This is a genomic window from Mesorhizobium sp. M1006, from assembly GCF_040318825.1.
GTDB lineage: Bacteria > Pseudomonadota > Alphaproteobacteria > Rhizobiales > Rhizobiaceae > Mesorhizobium.
This window is the reverse complement of record NZ_JAMYMZ010000022.1, coordinates 1-15,105: the sequence shown is the minus strand read 5'-3', so window position 1 is coordinate 15,105 and position 15,105 is coordinate 1. Positions and strand designations below refer to the sequence as shown.

Sequence of the window (15,105 nt, the reverse complement as noted above, 5' to 3'; positions counted from 1 at the left end):
TTTTTCTACCCCGCATACGGCAACCCAAGAAGAGTGCTGGACATCATGTTTATACCCAATCTACTTTCCGCTGAAAGCGGGAGCGAAAGCATCGTGCGGGCACGAATTGTCATTGTCGAGGACGAGCCCGACCTGAGGGATGCGGTCGCCGAGTATCTCGGCGCCAGCGGCTATGATGTGGCCACGGCCGAAAGTGCGGCGGCGGCGCGCGACCTTTTGGAAACCCAGTCCTTCCATCTGGCCATTCTCGACATCGCCATGCCGGGCGAGGACGGCCTGTCGCTCGGCCGCTGGATGCGGTCGAAAATGCCGATCGGCATCATCTATGCGACGGCCGCCGGTACCGCGCTCGACCGCATCGTCGGACTGGAGCTCGGCGCTGACGATTACATCGTCAAGCCTTACGAATTGCGCGAAGTGCTGGCCAGGGTGCGCAGCGTGCTGCGTCGCGTTCCTGAGCCGACCGAGCCACAAAAGGCCAAGGCTGAAACATCCGGCGGCCGCCGGTCCGTGAGCTTCGGACCCTTTCACGCAGATCTCGACGGCAGGCTCGTCACCGGCGCCAACGGCGCGGTCATCGACATGGCCAAGAGCGAGTTCGACGTGCTGGAGGTGTTCCTGACGCGCGCCAACCGGCTGTTGACGCGGGCGGCGATCTCCGAGGCGATCGGTTTCGTCGAGGACCCGGAATCGTCCCGCGCGGTCGACATCCGCATCATGCGGCTGAGAAAGAAGATCGAAGCGGACCCGGCCAACCCGAAATTCCTGCGCACGGTGCGCGGCGAAGGCTATATCTTCTCGCTGCCGGCCGGTGAAAATAACTGAGGCCTGGCGGCTTGAGCAAGCCAAGGCCAGGAAATGACCATGACGGCTGAAACAGCACGCGCGGACACGCAGGGCGCCAGGCAGGGCGCGGCGATGGTGGCCGTGCATGTGGTTCGCCGGCTGCGCGAAGCCGGCGATTGGCAGCGCGAGATGGAAGGTATCCTCCAGACGCTTTGCGAAGCCATGGATTGTCACCGCGGCATCCTGTTTCGCCTGCGCGAACTGCCCGGCCAGGGTTTCGCCCAGTCGGTCGCCGCTTATTGGATCGCCCCCCGGTTTGGCGGTGAGCTGGCGTCACCTACCGTCATCGTGCAGTCGGTCGTCGATTCGGACCCATTGCTGGAACGGCTGGCAGAGGACGAGCGTCAAGGCAAGATCTTCGCCGGGCACACACGCGATCTCGAAGGCTTTCTGCGGACCGATTTCGAAAAGCAGAACATCAAGTCGTTCCTGTCGGTGTCGGTCTTTTCGCACGGCAATTTGTGGGGCACGCTGGCGGTCAACGATTGCGTCAACGAACGCGAATGGACCGACCAGGAAGAGGCGGCGCTGCACATGGTGGCACTCGCCATCGGCGATGCCATCGAACGATCGCCCTCCGACGCGCATGCCAGCGACGTCATTCGCCGCACCATGCTGCAGGCCTCGCTCGACGCCATCATCGTCATCGACGAGACCGGCTCGATCATCGAATTCAATCCGGCCGCCGAGAAGATGTTCGGCTATCGGCGCAGCGATATCCTCGGCAAGGACCTGCTCGACACGGTCGTGCCGGAATATTACCGCAAGGGCTATGCGTCCGGCGCCGAATATATGTCGGGCCGCGGCGCGCCGATGGTCGGCCAGCGGCTCGAAACGGTCACCCAGAACGCCGCCGGCGAGGTTTTTCCGATCGAGCTGACGGCAACCGAGATGCGGGTCGCCGATCGCCAGCTGATCTTCGGCTCTATCCGCGACCTGCGCGACAGATTGCGCGCCGAGGAGGAAATCAACCGCCAGCGCGAAAAACTGCACCAGAACGAGAAAATGGCGGCGATGGGCTCGCTGCTTGCCGGCGTTTCGCACGAGCTCAACAACCCGCTGGCCGTGGTCGTCGCCCAGTCGACGCTGCTGCATGAATTCGCCGCCGATCCGCAGACCAAGGTGCGCGCCGAAAAGGTGCGCGCCGCTGCCGAGCGCTGCGGCCGTATCGTCAAGAGCTTCCTGTCGATGGTCCGCCTGCACCCGGCCGCACAGGCCGAAACCGACCTCAACCAGGTGATCCGCGCCGCACTCGAAGTGACCGCCTATGGCGCACGGTCGAGCGGCATCATCATCGACACCGATTTCGCCAGCGGCCCGTTGCTGGCCATGGCAGATGCCGACCACGTGACGCAAGTGGCCGCCAACTTCCTCATCAACAGTCAGCACGCCTTGGCCGGCGTTGCCGGCGACCGCCGGATCAAGGTCCGGACGTTTCGCAGCGACCGCGGCAATCCCGGATTCTCGGTCGAGGACAACGGACCAGGCGTGCCGGAAGCGATACGCTCACGCATATTCGAATCCTATTTCACCACCAAGCCGGTCGGTGTCGGTACCGGCATCGGCCTGTCGATCTCGAAATCGATCATCGAGCGGCACAATGGCAATATCTGGTTCGAGGAGGTTTCGCCGAGAGGTGTGCGTTTTGTCGTGCAGCTGCCGGCGATCGCTGCTGGCGCGGCCGCCGCTAGCGACAGTCCGTCGCGGTCGAGCGGCTTGCGTCACGCGCTGATCATAGACGATGAGCCGGATGTCGCGGCGTCGCTGTCCGACATTCTGGAGTTGATGGGCATCAAGTCGCGGATCGTGCCGGCCTGGGTCTCGGCCGCCGCGACGCTGAGCGGCCATGTCCCGCCGGACATCGTGTTTTCCGATTTGCGCATGCCCGGCACCAGCGGCATAGCCGCCTATCGCGAGCTACTCGCCGAAATGCCGGGTCTGGCGCGGCGCTTCGTGCTTGTCACCGGCGATCTGATCGGCGCGAAAGGCGAGATCGAGGCGCTGCCGGCGCCGCAGCGGCCGCCAATCCTCGAAAAACCGTTCAGCACGCTGGATGTGCGCGGCGTGCTCTCGGCCATTGCCGAGCAGGCCGGTCTGGGCGGCTAACTCCGCGATCTCTCCCGGAAGAAAAAGGCTCCCGGCCGACATTGCGGCGGGAGCCTGACTGGAGTGCTGGAGGGCGCTCGCAAAAAAATCAAAAAACGTTCGGCGTATCAGCCAGCGGGGCGGCATTGGCGATCATGCGGACCGGTCGTGCCTTGCCCGACTGGGCAGCGATGACGCGCAGGCAATCCAGGCTCTCGGCGCCCCAGGCCTGCCCCTTGCAGGCAAAATCGATCTCCGGCATCGGCAGGCGCGCCGTCTTGGTGGTGGTTGTCGCGCCGTCGATGAGGTTGGCCGGCGGGTTCAGTGAGGCGAAGGCCGGACCGACGGTAGGCGTCAACGCCATGCCGGCAAATGCGGCAGCCGCCAGCAGCATGAACATCGCCATCGGATGATCACTGGCGCGCTGGCGCAGCGCCAGCTTCGGGCGCCGGTCGTTACGCTGGGGACCCTGCTGGCGAAGGTCGGTATCGGTGATCTGGATTTTCGTACGCATCGTCGTTTCCTTCGGTCTTCTTCTTTTCTCTGTTGAAACGAACCTAATCGCACCTTGTAACCGGCCAACGATGATGAATTAACGTTGTGTAACCGGCATGAAACCAAGCCCGCGGCCATTCCTGGGCAAACCGATCCGGCGTAGCTGGCAGCACCGGTGGCATTCTCTGCTCGTTTTGCGCTACCCACGGCACCAGATCCGCGTCGCCTTTCCAGGCCCACGGAGCGTCGGGCGCTCAACAAGTGTAAGGGGATTAACGTCTGGAATTCCCGGGATTTTCCCGGCTTCGATCGTTCGGACTGGGCTCTCGAATCCCGTTCGATTTCCCGTCAAGACTTAGCCCCATTTTTCCAAGCCATTGCATTTCAATGGAAAATATGCTTTTATTGAACGACCATTCAATAAATAAAGAGCCTTTATGAACCCGCATCTGCGTGACGTGGCAATCCCCAACGATTGGGATCGGCGGGGGCTGCCGGGCTGGAGCTATCATTCCGACGCCTTGCTCGAACTCGAGAAAGAGCACGTCTTCCGCAACCATTGGCAGATCGCCGGCCATGTCTGCGACGTGCCGAACGCCGGCGACTATCTGACGATGGATGTGGTCGGCGAGCGGGCGCTGATCGTGCGCGGCAAGGATGGCGTTGTGCGCGCCTTCAACAATATGTGCCGCCACCGCGGCAGTCGCGTCGTTGCCGACAGCCAGGGCACTTGCAAGAATGCGCTGGTCTGCCCCTTTCATGGCTGGGTCTACAATCTCGACGGCACGCTGCGCGGTGCTGCCCGCCCCCGTTCATTCCCCGACCTCGACAAGACCGATTTCGGCCTGATGCCGCTCGAGCTCGAAATCTGGATGGGCTTCATCTTCATCCGTTTCCGCAAGGGTGGGCCGCAGCCATCGGTGGCCGAGCTGTTGAAGCCGATCGAAGCCGAGATTGCCCATTACGGCGTCGCCGAGATGGTGCCGTCCTGGGGCATCTGGACCCAAAGGACGCCGGTCAACTGGAAGTCGGTGCGCGATGTCGACAATGAAGGCTACCACGTCGCCATGGCGCATCCGGCGCTGCAGGACCTTTACGGTGCGACCTATTTCGACGAGCCGTTCGTCAACGGCGTGTCGCGCTCGTTCGCCACCTACAATCCGCATGCCGGACGGCGCTGGAGCGTCGCGCAGTACATCAAGCTCGCACCCGAGGCGAAGCACCTGCCGGAACACCTGCGCAAGGCCTGGATCTACTACGGCATCTTCCCGAACAACGTGCTGTCGCTCATGCCGGAATCGGTGCAGTTCTATCAGGAATTTCCGCTGTCGACGGGTGAGACGCTGCTGCGCGGCGCCATCTACCGCTATCGCGACGAGACCAGGGAACAGGCGGCAGCCCGCTACCTATCCTACCGCATCGACCGCGACACGCTGGCCGAGGATGTACAGCTTTCGATATGGTCCAACGAATCCATGCTGTCCGAAGCCTTCGGAGGTTTTTACCTCTCCGATCTCGAATATGGCGTGCGCACCCACCACGACCATTTGCGTAAGCAAGTTCCCGTGCTCGGATTGGAGACCGCGCCCGAGGAGAAGGATATGTGGGCACTCAACGAGGCGCTCAGATCACGCTCCTGACGCCCCGGTCCTCAGGCCCAAATGGCGACCGGAATGCCGAAACGATCGGCGAGCGGCGGATCCGGAAACGGCATTGCCTCGCCTCTGACGATGCGTCCGGCAACCACCATCATCGCCGCGGCGTCGAGGAAATCGTCGGCGGCCGCGCCGCGCGGCGGCGTCTGGTCGAGAAAATCCTGGCTATAACCATGCTGGGCAAGCAGCGCCTTGCGTTCGGCCATGCCGGCCGGATTGATGTTGCCCCTGATCTTCTTCGGCAAGCGCATAGCGCGGTCGCCGTTTAGTTTGCAGAAGGCAACTTCCGGATGCGATTCGAAGACGCGGCTGCGCAGTTCGGGCCGCGCGATCAGCAGCGAATCGATCTCGCGGATCTTGGCGAAGATACCGAAGGCCTGGATCGAGACACCGCGCGGCGGATCTGATGTCGTCCTGGCCACCTCGCTTGCCTTGCGATGTGCGGCGTACCAGGCATCGACCGTGGTGAAGGCTTCGACCTCGGCGTAAAGCGCGGCGCGGGAGGGGATGGCAAAGACACTGGACTGCCGGGCCCCGAGCAGCGGCCGCACCAGCGCCTCCGGGCCGCGACCGCCTCTTTGCGAGAAATCGGGCAGGCCGATTGGCATATCGACCGCTACCAACGAGTCGGCGGGCAGTCGGTCGAGCAACGCCGCGAAGCTCGGGAAAACGGCTGTCGACGGTGCCGCACCGGGATCGCGGCGGACGGCTATCCAGCCGGCCTTGCAACCGTCGACGCCGACAAGCACAACACCCCAGGGCATAACATCGTCGGGCGCAACGTCGTCGGGCGCAACATCCTCGGGCGCATCATCCTGGGGCACGGCGTCTTCGGCCTGCGTCACGCCCGGCGGTCCCGTTCCGGATGCAGGAGATGGCGAAGTTGCACCATCGCCATCGGGTGCGACAGGCTCTGGGCATCGGTCTCGAGCTGCAACTCGTCGCCGCCGCGCTTGGCGGTCCGCGCCAGGATCTCGTAGACCGCCGCCGTGGTCGATTGCAGCGCCTTGGCGGCCGGCTGGCCGGACAGGATCCGCGCCAGGTAGACGGCAGCCGTCAGGTCGCCGAGCCCATTCGGCGGCTTGTCGATGAGCCGGTGTTCGGCAAGCAGTGCCTCTCTGCCGGCGAGCAGTAAATTGCCGGTGCCGCCGGCCATCATCGCCGGCGCCGATGTGACCAGCATGGCCGGTGGGCCGGCCTGCAGGGCTGCAGCCATTGCCGATTTAAGGTCTGGCAGCGGCGCTCCGGCCATCCATTCCAGCTCGTAGCGGTTGGGCGTGGCGATATCGGCGATCGGCATCAGCCGGTCGCGCATGGCGATTGCGGTCGGCTCAGGTACGTAGAGCCCGCCCGAATCGCCCATCACCGGATCGCAGATATAGAGGGCGTCCGGCGTCTTCGCCTTGACCGCGCCGACCAGCGAAGCGACGGCTTCGGCCTGGCCAGCCTCGCCGAGATAGCCGGACAGCACGGCGCCGACCTCGCCCAGCCACGGCGCGCCCTCGAGGTCGGCCATCAGCGCCTTGAACTGGTCCAGCGGCGGCACAATGCGGGTGGCCCGGCCATGGCCCGGATGCCAGGGCAGGATGACGGTCGGTACCGCCCAAACCGGAAAGCCGAGCGTCTCCAGCGCAAAGACAGCGGCACGGTTGCCGACTGAGCCACGGGCGACATGACTGGAGACGACGATGACCGCGCGGGGCGCGTCGGTTTTTTCGGCACTCATTGATTTTTCCTAACTGCCCCTGGTGACGAAAAGCACGAGCCAGATCAACAGGCCGATGGCAATAAGCAAGCCCGCTGCCCGACCGATGCGGGTGCCCCAATATTCGATCGGGTCCGACCGGTCGGCATCGGCCGCGGTGACGTGGTCGCGCGCGCCTTTGGTGGTTCGTGCAAGGAACGAGGTGCCCCCCGGGTCGGTCTCGCGCGCCACCCGTTCGATGATGCGGCGCGATTCCGCGTCGCTGTCGTGGCGTTTCGCCATGGTGATGTCCCGTTCTATGCCAGAGCTTAACCCGTTCGCCTCGTCTGTCACAGGGCCCGACGGCGAATGGCAGAAACCAGTAACACTTCTCGGCCGAAGTCATTTTCTTACGCAAGGATTGTGCTAATGCTTCGCCTGCCAATGCTATTGAGGGGACTTATCATGCTTGCCCAGCGCCTTTCTTCGCCGCCAACCTTCCGTAATTTAGCTGCGTTCCTGGTTATGGCCGTCATGCTGCCGCTGCTTGCCGGCTGCGGCTACAACACCATTCCGACGGCTGAGGAAAACGCCAAGGCCGCATGGAGCGAGGTGTTGAATCAATACCAGCGCCGCGCCGATCTCATCCCCAATCTGGTCAACACGGTCAAGGGCTACGCCGCGCACGAGAAGGACACGCTCGATGCCGTGGTCGAAGCGCGCGCCAAGGCGACGCAGGTGACCGTGACGCCGGAAACGCTGAACAATCCGGAAGCCTTCAAGAAATTCCAGGACAGCCAGGCCGGCCTGACCAGCGCGCTGTCGCGCCTGCTGGCGGTGGTGGAGAACTATCCCGATCTCAAGGCCAACCAGAACTTTCTGGCGCTGCAAGCACAACTCGAAGGCACCGAGAACCGGATCACGGTCGCCCGCCGCGACTATATCCAGGCAGTGAGAGAGTACAATCTGACGCTGAGGACCTTCCCGTCGGTGATCTGGGCGACCTTGTGGTTCCGCGGCAACCAGCCGTTTGCGAATTTCACCATCGAGGAGGATAAGATGCAGCCGCCGAAGGTCGATTTCGGCACGCAGCAGGGCGGGTGAAGAACAGCCGGTGAGCGTGGTCCCTATTGGCCTTGCACTCCGTAGCGCCCCCCTCTGCCCTACCGGGCATCTCCCCCTCAAGGGGGGAGATTGGCAGCTTTGGCCTCACCGCCCATCCTGCAACGTTGGAGATTGGCGAAAGCGGTCGCGATAGTCGATCTTCCCCCAAGTGGGGGAGATGTCCGGCAGGACAGAGGGGGGCGCGACGAAGTGCAAACCACACGCTTCTGAGCGTCACTTTGCTTCTTCTTTGCCTTGGTCTGTTCCTCCCGCTCACCGCCCTTGCCGCCGCACTGCCGGCGCTGACCGGACGGGTCGTCGACAACGCCGGCATCATCGACGCCGCGACCGAGGCGGCGCTGACGCAGAAGCTTGCCGAGTTCGAGACCAAAGGGTCCGACCAGATCGTCGTCGCGACCATCCCCAGCCTCGACGGCGAGGAGATCGAGCCTTACGCCAACCGGCTGTTCCGCGCCTGGAAACTGGGCCAGGCGAAGGAGAACAACGGCGTGCTTTTGCTGGTGGCGCCGAACGACCGCAAGATGCGCATCGAGGTCGGCTATGGGCTTGAAGGCACGCTGACCGACCTGCACACCAAGCTGATCATCGAAAACGACATGGTGCCGGCCTTCCGTGCCGGCGATTTCTCAGGCGGCATCAGCAAGGCCGTCGACGACATGATCATGGTGCTGGAAGGCAATCCCGAAGAGCTGGAGGCGCGCGGCGAACGCAACCAGCAGCCGCCGTTCAACAGCGACGATCTGTTCTTCACGATCTTCATAGCCATCTGGGCAATCATCTTTTTCGGCGGCCTCGCAGCCTCCATCCTGCCGCCGATCTTCGGCCAGAAGATCGGTCCCGGCCGCTATCGCTGGCTGGGCATGACCTTCGAGCCAAACCGGCGGTCCTCCGGCGGCTGGTCGGGAGGTTCCGGCGGGGGATGGTCGTCGGGTTCAAGCGGTGGCGGGTTTTCCGGCGGCGGCGGTTCGTCCGGCGGCGGCGGCTCCTCGGGAAGTTGGTGACGAGATGACAAGACACGCCATCAGCCCGGTGGAATCCGGCCGTTTCACCAAAATGATCGGCACCGCGCTGTTGGCCATGGCGGTGCTGCTGGTCGGCTTCGCGGCCTTCGCCGCCGCACTGCCGGCGCTGACCGGACGGGTCGTCGACAATGCCGGCATCATCGATGCCGCGACCGAGGCGGCGCTGACGCAGAAGCTTGCCGAGTTCGAGACCAAAGGGTCCGACCAGATCGTCGTCGCGACCATTCCCAGCCTCGACGGCGAGGAGATCGAGCCTTACGCCAACCGGCTGTTCCGCGCCTGGAAACTGGGCCAGGCGAAGGAGAACAACGGCGTCCTGCTTCTGGTGGCGCCGAACGACCGCAAGATGCGCATCGAAGTCGGCTATGGGCTGGAAGGCACGCTGACCGACCTGCACACCAAGCTGATCATCGAAAACGACATGGTGCCGGCCTTCCGTGCCGGCGATTTCTCAGGCGGCATCAGCAAGGCCGTCGACGACATGATCATGGTGCTGGAAGGCAATCCCGAAGAACTGGAGGCGCGCGGCAAGCGCAATCCGGCGAATGACAATCCTGTCGATCCCATCTTCATGCTGTTCATCGTCCTGTGGGCGACGATGTTCTTCGGCGGCTTGGCAATGGCGTTCCTGCCGCCGATCTTCGGCACGAAGCTGTCGCCGGGCGTGTACAAGTGGCTGGGCATGACGTTCCGCTACGGCCGTGGGCCAGCTTCGTCATCTTCCGGCGGCGGTAGCTGGACATCCGGGACCTCGTCAGGCAGTGGCTGGTCGTCTGGAAGTTCCGGCAGCGGTTGGTCGTCCGGAAGTTCGGGCGGCGGGTTTTCAGGCGGCGGCGGCTCGTCCGGCGGCGGCGGTTCTTCAGGAAGCTGGTGAGACATCAATCATGGCAACACGACCGATCAGCCCCGAGGATCATGAGCGCATCGCCGATGCGATCCGCGCTGCCGAATCAAAGACCGACGGCGAGATCTACTGCGTCGTGGCGCATGCCAGCGACAGCTATTTCTTCCCGGCCGCTTTCATGGCGATGCTCAGCATGCTCGTCGTCAGCCTCGCCGTCGGTTACGGGCTGGAAGCCTGGTGGCTGTCGATCCGCTTGCCGCATTTCGTCATCGCCGAGCTTCTGGCGCTTGCCAGTGTGCTCATCCTGTTGTGGGCATTGCCGGCACTGCGCATCCATTTGGTGCCGAGGCGGCTGCGCTACCAGGCCGCCCACGCCAATGCGATGAAGCAGTTCCTCGCCCGCAACGTCCACCGCACCACGGCGCGCACTGGCGTGCTGGTGTTCGTCTCGATTGCCGAGCGCTACGCCGAGGTGGTCGCCGACAGCGGCATCGATTCTCGTGTCGGCCAGCATGTCTGGGACGGTGTCGTCCGCGACCTTACGGCGCATGCCGGCGACGATCGGCTTGCCGAGGGGTTCGTCAAGGCGATCCAAGCAGTCGGTGGGGTACTGGCCGAGCATTTTCCGGTCTCGACCGGCGACAGCAACGAACTGGACGACCATCTGGTCGAGATTTGATCTCGCCAAAAGCGGTTTCGCAGCGTCTCAAGGACGCACCGTCCGGCTGTGTGAAAGCATCGCGGCGGTTGACCGGACTCTTGCAATCGGGCGCGGCGGGTTTATGGTTAACCAATCATGAATACGCTGAGCATCGACATCAGGAAAGCCGAACCGCGCGATGCAGCCGCCATCGCCGACGTGCATCTCGAGGCCTGGCGCGGCGCCTATTCAGGCATCATCCCGCACCGCACGCTGACATCGATGATCAACCGCCGCGGCGCCGACTGGTGGGCGAATGCCATTCGCCGCGCTGCCACCGTCCTGGTCGTCGAAATCGGCGGCAAAATTGCCGGCTATGCGACGATCGGCAAGAACCGCGCCCGCGAACTCAGGCAGCAGGGCGAGATCTACGAACTTTACCTGCGGCCGGAATATCAAGGCATCGGGCTCGGCAGCCGGCTGTTCTCGGCCGCGCGGGCACGGCTGGCCGACCATGGCCTGAAAGGCATGGTGGTCTGGGCGCTGGAAGACAATCAGAACGCACTTGCCTTCTATGCCGGCGCCGGTGGCCGCGATGTTGCCGAAGGCGTCGAGATCTTCGAGCAGAAGGCGCTGAAGAAGGTCGCTTTCGTCTGGGAATGACGGCCAGCGCATGATCCGGCCGGTTTTCGGTTAGGACGGTCTCCCCGTACCATTCGCCGCATTGCACCATTCGCCGTCGCCCGCTATCGATCTGCAATCGAGAGAGGGATAAAGCGATGCGTATCGAAGCGATTGCCAGCGGAAAGAACCCGCCCGAGGACGTCAACGTCATAATCGAGGTGCCGATCGGCGGCGAGCCGATCAAGTACGAGATGGACAAGGAGGCCGGCACGCTGTTCGTCGACCGCTTCCTGCACACTTCGATGCGCTATCCCGGCAATTACGGTTTCGTACCACACACGCTGTCGGGCGACGGTGACCCGATCGACGTATTGGTCTGCAACACGCGCGCGCTGGTGCCAGGCTGCGTCATCAATGTGCGGCCGATCGGCGTGCTGGTGATGGAGGACAATGCGGGCCAGGACGAGAAGGTCATCGCTGTGCCTTCGCCCAAGCTGACCTTGCGCTACGAGGACGTCCACGAATACACGCAATTGCCCGACATCACCCGCCAGCAAGTGCAGCACTTTTTCGAGCACTACAAGGATCTCGAACCCGGCAAATGGGTCAAGATCGAAGGCTGGTACGATGCGGCCTATGCCAAGAAGATGATCGTCGAGGCAATCGAGCGGGCCAGGCGCAAGTAATTATCGGGCGCAAATAATCAGTTGTCGACGCGGCCGAAAGCGGGCGCGTCGCCCAGCACCTCACGCTTGTCCTTGCCGCAGGCGAAGGTGCGTGCCTTCTCGTCGGCAAGCTTGCGCGCCTGATCGTTGGCGGCGGGATTGCCGGTGGCGAGCACAAGGCCGATCGTGCAGCCTTCGTGGGCGTCAGGCTGGGCAACCTTGGCCACAATCAGCACTTCCGTCGACTTGTTCTCGCCCTCGGTATCGCTGATCGAGCGACGATGAATGACGGCGAACGGAATGGCAGTTTTGCCGTTGGTTTCGATCCGCCACTCGACCTTGGGTCCAGCCGAATTGAGGCCGGAAAAGCTTTCCCAGACCGTGGTCATATCGCCAGGTGGAAAGCCGTAGAACAGCGATTCCCGCGCATCGTCGTAGGAAACCAGCACCGGGTAGCCGCGGTAGCCCGAACAGGCGAGATCGGCCCAGTCGCCGTTGCCTTCTTCCGCTTGGGCATAGGTGACGCAGTCCTTCTCCCAATCGAGATCGGTATAGACGCTGGATATGTCGCCGGCCCGGGCCGCCTGGCAGAAACCGGCGAGGGCAAGCGGGATCAAGAGAGCGCGCATGGCGGAACAACTCAGTTCAGGGGGCGCAGCGTACCGTCAAATTTAGCAGCAGCCTAGAGGAAGTCAGGCTGCGCACAGTGGTCTGGCAAAACGGAACACTATTTCTTCAAACTTGCCTCTATCAGAAGATCGGCGTTGCGGGCCACCGACTGCGCCGGTCCGCCGGCACCGAACAGCTGGCCGCTAATATAGGCGCCCTCGATCAGCAGCAGCAGCCCGTCGCCCAGCGTCTCGGCGTCGCCGGCGCCCATCGCCGCCGCCATGGCGCGCAGGCGGCGGCGCAGTTCCTGCTTATTGGCCTCACTCACGACGCGGGCCGGATGGCCATGTTCGGGATATTCGACCGCGGCATTGGTCATGCCGCAGCCGCGATAGTCGGGCCTTTGCGTACGCTTGCCGACACGCGTCAGGAAGGCGACGATCTGCGCGCGCGGATCGCCGGGATGGGCATCCACCGCCTCGTCGAAACGCTCCCAGAATTCGAGGTCATAGTGCCGGAGGTAGGATGCGGCCAGCTCGTCCTTGGACGGAAAGCTGCGGTAGAGGCTGGGCTTGGTGACGCCGGCACGCCGCACGATCTCGTCGACGCCGATCGCCCTGATGCCTTGCCGGTAGAACAGATCGCGCGCCACCTGGAGAATCCGTTCGGCGGCGCGAGGCGGCGGTGCGTCATTCGCCTTGATCGTTGGTTCAATGCTTTTCATGCCTGGTCTGCCGATTAGCTGGTTGACAATGTTACAGGTCGGTACGTATGTTTCGCGCTCCTGCAACGTACCGGTCAGTAACATGATAGCTCAATCCCGCCCGTTTGGCCAGCGCTACGCTTTCGTCGTGGTCGCCGTCATCTTCCTTTGCCTGCTGATCGCAGCGGGCCTGCGTTCGGCGCCGGCAGTCATGATGCTGCCGCTGGAGAACAGTTTCGGCTGGCGGCGCGACGTGGTGTCGCTGGCGGCGGCCACCGGCATCTTCCTCTATGGCCTGACCGGGCCGTTTGCCGCGGCGCTGATGGAGCGGATCGGGCTGCGCCGCACCTTGCTTGCCGCGCTGCTGTTGATGTCGGGATCGACCGCGCTCAGCCTGTTGATGACCAAACCGTGGCATCTGCTCCTCACCTGGGGCGTGTTTTCCGGCGTCAGCTCGGGCGCCGTCGCCACCGTGCTCGGCGCGACCATCGTCAACCGCTGGTTCAAGACCAATCGCGGCTTGGTGATGGGACTGATGTCGGCGTCCAGTGCCACCGGGCTGCTGGTCTTCCTGCCGCTGCTCGCCTCGCTCGCCCAGTCGGGCGGCTGGAAGCCGGTCGCCATCGCCATTGCCGTGGCCACCGCCTGCCTGGTGCCGCTGGTCTATATGCTGGTGCCGGAGCGCCCGGCGTCGATCGGCATGGTCCGCTATGGCGCCGATGCCGACGACGTGCCGCCGGTGCCGCCAGCCTCGCAAGGCAATTTCCTTTCGCATACATTGAGCACGCTGCGCCGCGCCGCCGGCACGCGCGTCTTCTGGTATCTGTTCGCCACCTTCTTCGTTTGCGGCTTCACCACCAACGGGTTGGTCGGCACGCATCTGATCGCCTTTTGCGGCGATATGGGCATCGGCGAAGTGCAGGCCGCAGGCCTGCTCTCGATGATGGGCATCTTCGACCTTATCGGCACGACGCTGTCGGGCTGGCTCACCGACCGTTTCGACCCGCGCAAGCTGCTCGGCGTCTATTATGGCATTCGCGGCCTGTCGCTGATCTATCTGCCCTATTCCGGCTTCTCGGCGACCAGCCTGATCATCTTCGCGGTGCTTTACGGACTGGACTGGATCGCCACCGTGCCGCCGACGCTCAGGCTTTCCAACGAGGCGTTCGGCGACCGCAGCGGGCCGATCGTCTTCGGCTGGATCGTCGCCGGCCATCAGGTGGGTGCGGCAACGGCGGCCTTTTTCGGCGGCACCATGCGCGAGCTGCAAGGCAATTACGAGCTTGCCTTTCTGATTGCCGGCATGACGGCAATAGCCGCTGCCTGCATCTCGCTGCTGATCAACACCACCCGCCCGGCCTTTGATCCGGAACCGCAGGCGGCGTAGGGCGCAATCGGCCGTGCTAATCTCCCCCCTTGAGGGGGAGATGGCCGCGAAGCGGCCAGAGGGGGTCGGTCCAACCGGGCTCGGCCCCTTATCGCAGGCGCAAGAGGTCGGTGCTCCATCCGAGACGACCCCCTCTGTCGCCTTCGGCGACATCTCCCCCTCGAGGGCAGGGGAATCGCATATGGCGATTTTGGGGTTGAGTTTAGGCTGAGAAAGGATTCTTTGGAGAGGCAGTTGAGCGAAGGAGCGACTGCCATTTCCTGCCTTGAGAGCTACTTTGGCGCGGTGCCTGATCCACGCGCGCCCAACGCCACGCACCGGCTTGGCGACCTGATCGTGATGATGATCGCAGCAAGCCTGTGCGGCGCCAGCAATGCGACGGAATTTGCCCTGTTCGCGCAGGAGCGCAAGCAGGCGCTGTCGCGGCTGATCGACTATGACGCAGCTCCCAGCCACGACACCTTCTCGCGGCTGCTGCGTCTGCTCGACCCGGAGGCCTTTGGTCGCGCCTTTGCTGCCTTTGCCGCAGCTTTCGCCCGAGCCAGCCGAGAGACGCCCGAGGTGGTGTCGCTTGACGGCAAGGCTTTGCGGCGAGCCTACGAGAAGGGCTTGGCAGCCAGTCCGCCGTTGACGGTGTCGGCCTTCGCCGCCGAGACCCGGCTGTGCCTGGCGGCAGTCTCGCCGAGCGATGGTGAGAACGAAGTCGAGGCCGCGCTCAAAG

At 63.7% G+C, this 15,105-nt stretch carries 17 protein-coding genes; 11 read left to right on the top strand and 6 right to left on the bottom strand.

Annotated features, from left to right (window positions below; translation table 11 throughout):
- Positions 1 to 45 precede the first annotated feature (45 nt).
- Together NKH60_RS20850 and NKH60_RS20845 are read left to right on the top strand one after the other, a co-directional pair.
- Entirely contained in the window at positions 46 to 825 is a 780-nt protein-coding gene (locus NKH60_RS20850) for a response regulator (RefSeq protein ID WP_352492215.1), read from the top strand.
- 39 nt (positions 826 to 864) lie between these two features.
- A complete protein-coding gene (locus NKH60_RS20845) occupies positions 865 to 2,952 on the top strand; it encodes a PAS domain S-box protein (protein ID WP_352470718.1) in 2,088 nt (695 codons plus the stop codon).
- An 88-nt stretch (positions 2,953 to 3,040) separates the two neighbouring features.
- Here the strand turns inward: NKH60_RS20845 and NKH60_RS20840 are convergent, their stop codons facing one another.
- Positions 3,041 to 3,445, bottom strand: a complete 405-nt coding sequence (locus NKH60_RS20840; protein WP_023678146.1) for a hypothetical protein — start codon at positions 3,443 to 3,445, stop codon at positions 3,041 to 3,043.
- Between the two features lie 418 nt (positions 3,446 to 3,863).
- Here NKH60_RS20840 and NKH60_RS20835 point away from each other — a divergent pair, with 418 nt between their 5' ends.
- Positions 3,864 to 5,066 (top strand): aromatic ring-hydroxylating oxygenase subunit alpha, encoded by a 1,203-nt coding sequence (locus tag NKH60_RS20835; RefSeq protein ID WP_352852000.1) that lies wholly within the window; start codon positions 3,864 to 3,866, stop codon positions 5,064 to 5,066.
- A gap of 11 nt (positions 5,067 to 5,077) precedes the next feature.
- Here NKH60_RS20835 and NKH60_RS20830 read toward each other — a convergent pair whose 3' ends face one another.
- The 3 genes from NKH60_RS20830 to NKH60_RS20820 all read right to left on the bottom strand — a co-directional run bounded on the left by NKH60_RS20830 (position 5,078) and on the right by NKH60_RS20820 (position 7,068).
- Positions 5,078 to 5,845, bottom strand: coding sequence for a DUF429 domain-containing protein (locus tag NKH60_RS20830; protein ID WP_352683763.1), 768 nt, complete (start codon positions 5,843 to 5,845; stop codon positions 5,078 to 5,080).
- Between the two features lie 77 nt (positions 5,846 to 5,922).
- Positions 5,923 to 6,807 (bottom strand): pyridoxal kinase PdxY, encoded by an 885-nt coding sequence (pdxY, locus tag NKH60_RS20825; RefSeq protein WP_352873158.1) that lies wholly within the window; start codon positions 6,805 to 6,807, stop codon positions 5,923 to 5,925.
- Positions 6,808 to 6,816: 9 nt separating this feature from the next.
- A complete protein-coding gene (locus NKH60_RS20820; protein WP_023678142.1) occupies positions 6,817 to 7,068 on the bottom strand; it encodes a hypothetical protein in 252 nt (83 codons plus the stop codon).
- A 162-nt stretch (positions 7,069 to 7,230) separates the two neighbouring features.
- Here NKH60_RS20820 and NKH60_RS20815 point away from each other — a divergent pair, with 162 nt between their 5' ends.
- The 6 genes from NKH60_RS20815 (at position 7,231) to ppa (ending at position 11,706) form a co-directional block, all read left to right on the top strand.
- Positions 7,231 to 7,869: a LemA family protein gene (locus NKH60_RS20815; RefSeq protein WP_352834637.1), complete on the top strand. Its 639-nt coding sequence runs from the start codon at positions 7,231 to 7,233 to the stop codon at positions 7,867 to 7,869.
- A gap of 227 nt (positions 7,870 to 8,096) precedes the next feature.
- Complete coding sequence (locus NKH60_RS20810) at positions 8,097 to 8,891, top strand: TPM domain-containing protein (RefSeq protein ID WP_352852001.1); 795 nt, start codon at positions 8,097 to 8,099, stop codon at positions 8,889 to 8,891.
- A gap of 52 nt (positions 8,892 to 8,943) precedes the next feature.
- Complete coding sequence (locus NKH60_RS20805; RefSeq protein ID WP_352834701.1) at positions 8,944 to 9,786, top strand: TPM domain-containing protein; 843 nt, start codon at positions 8,944 to 8,946, stop codon at positions 9,784 to 9,786.
- 10 nt (positions 9,787 to 9,796) lie between these two features.
- Positions 9,797 to 10,435, top strand: a complete 639-nt coding sequence (locus tag NKH60_RS20800; protein WP_352540896.1) for a TPM domain-containing protein — start codon at positions 9,797 to 9,799, stop codon at positions 10,433 to 10,435.
- 117 nt (positions 10,436 to 10,552) lie between these two features.
- Positions 10,553 to 11,059, top strand: coding sequence for a GNAT family N-acetyltransferase (locus tag NKH60_RS20795; RefSeq protein WP_023678138.1), 507 nt, complete (start codon positions 10,553 to 10,555; stop codon positions 11,057 to 11,059).
- A 116-nt stretch (positions 11,060 to 11,175) separates the two neighbouring features.
- Complete coding sequence (gene ppa / locus NKH60_RS20790; RefSeq protein WP_352451245.1) at positions 11,176 to 11,706, top strand: inorganic diphosphatase; 531 nt, start codon at positions 11,176 to 11,178, stop codon at positions 11,704 to 11,706.
- 17 nt (positions 11,707 to 11,723) lie between these two features.
- Here the strand turns inward: ppa and NKH60_RS20785 are convergent, their stop codons facing one another.
- Together NKH60_RS20785 and NKH60_RS20780 are read right to left on the bottom strand one after the other, a co-directional pair.
- Complete coding sequence (locus NKH60_RS20785; RefSeq protein ID WP_352767490.1) at positions 11,724 to 12,314, bottom strand: hypothetical protein; 591 nt, start codon at positions 12,312 to 12,314, stop codon at positions 11,724 to 11,726.
- A gap of 98 nt (positions 12,315 to 12,412) precedes the next feature.
- The gene (locus NKH60_RS20780; protein ID WP_352540898.1) at positions 12,413 to 13,018 is read right to left on the bottom strand and encodes a TetR/AcrR family transcriptional regulator; all 606 of its coding nucleotides are present in this window, start codon (positions 13,016 to 13,018) and stop codon (positions 12,413 to 12,415) included.
- A gap of 82 nt (positions 13,019 to 13,100) precedes the next feature.
- Between NKH60_RS20780 and NKH60_RS20775 the strand changes: the two genes are divergently transcribed.
- Together NKH60_RS20775 and NKH60_RS20770 are read left to right on the top strand one after the other, a co-directional pair.
- Complete coding sequence (locus tag NKH60_RS20775; RefSeq protein WP_352817462.1) at positions 13,101 to 14,384, top strand: MFS transporter; 1,284 nt, start codon at positions 13,101 to 13,103, stop codon at positions 14,382 to 14,384.
- A gap of 234 nt (positions 14,385 to 14,618) precedes the next feature.
- The coding region (locus NKH60_RS20770; RefSeq protein WP_352873155.1) for an ISAs1 family transposase at positions 14,619 to 15,105 on the top strand (487 nt) is incomplete at its 3' end.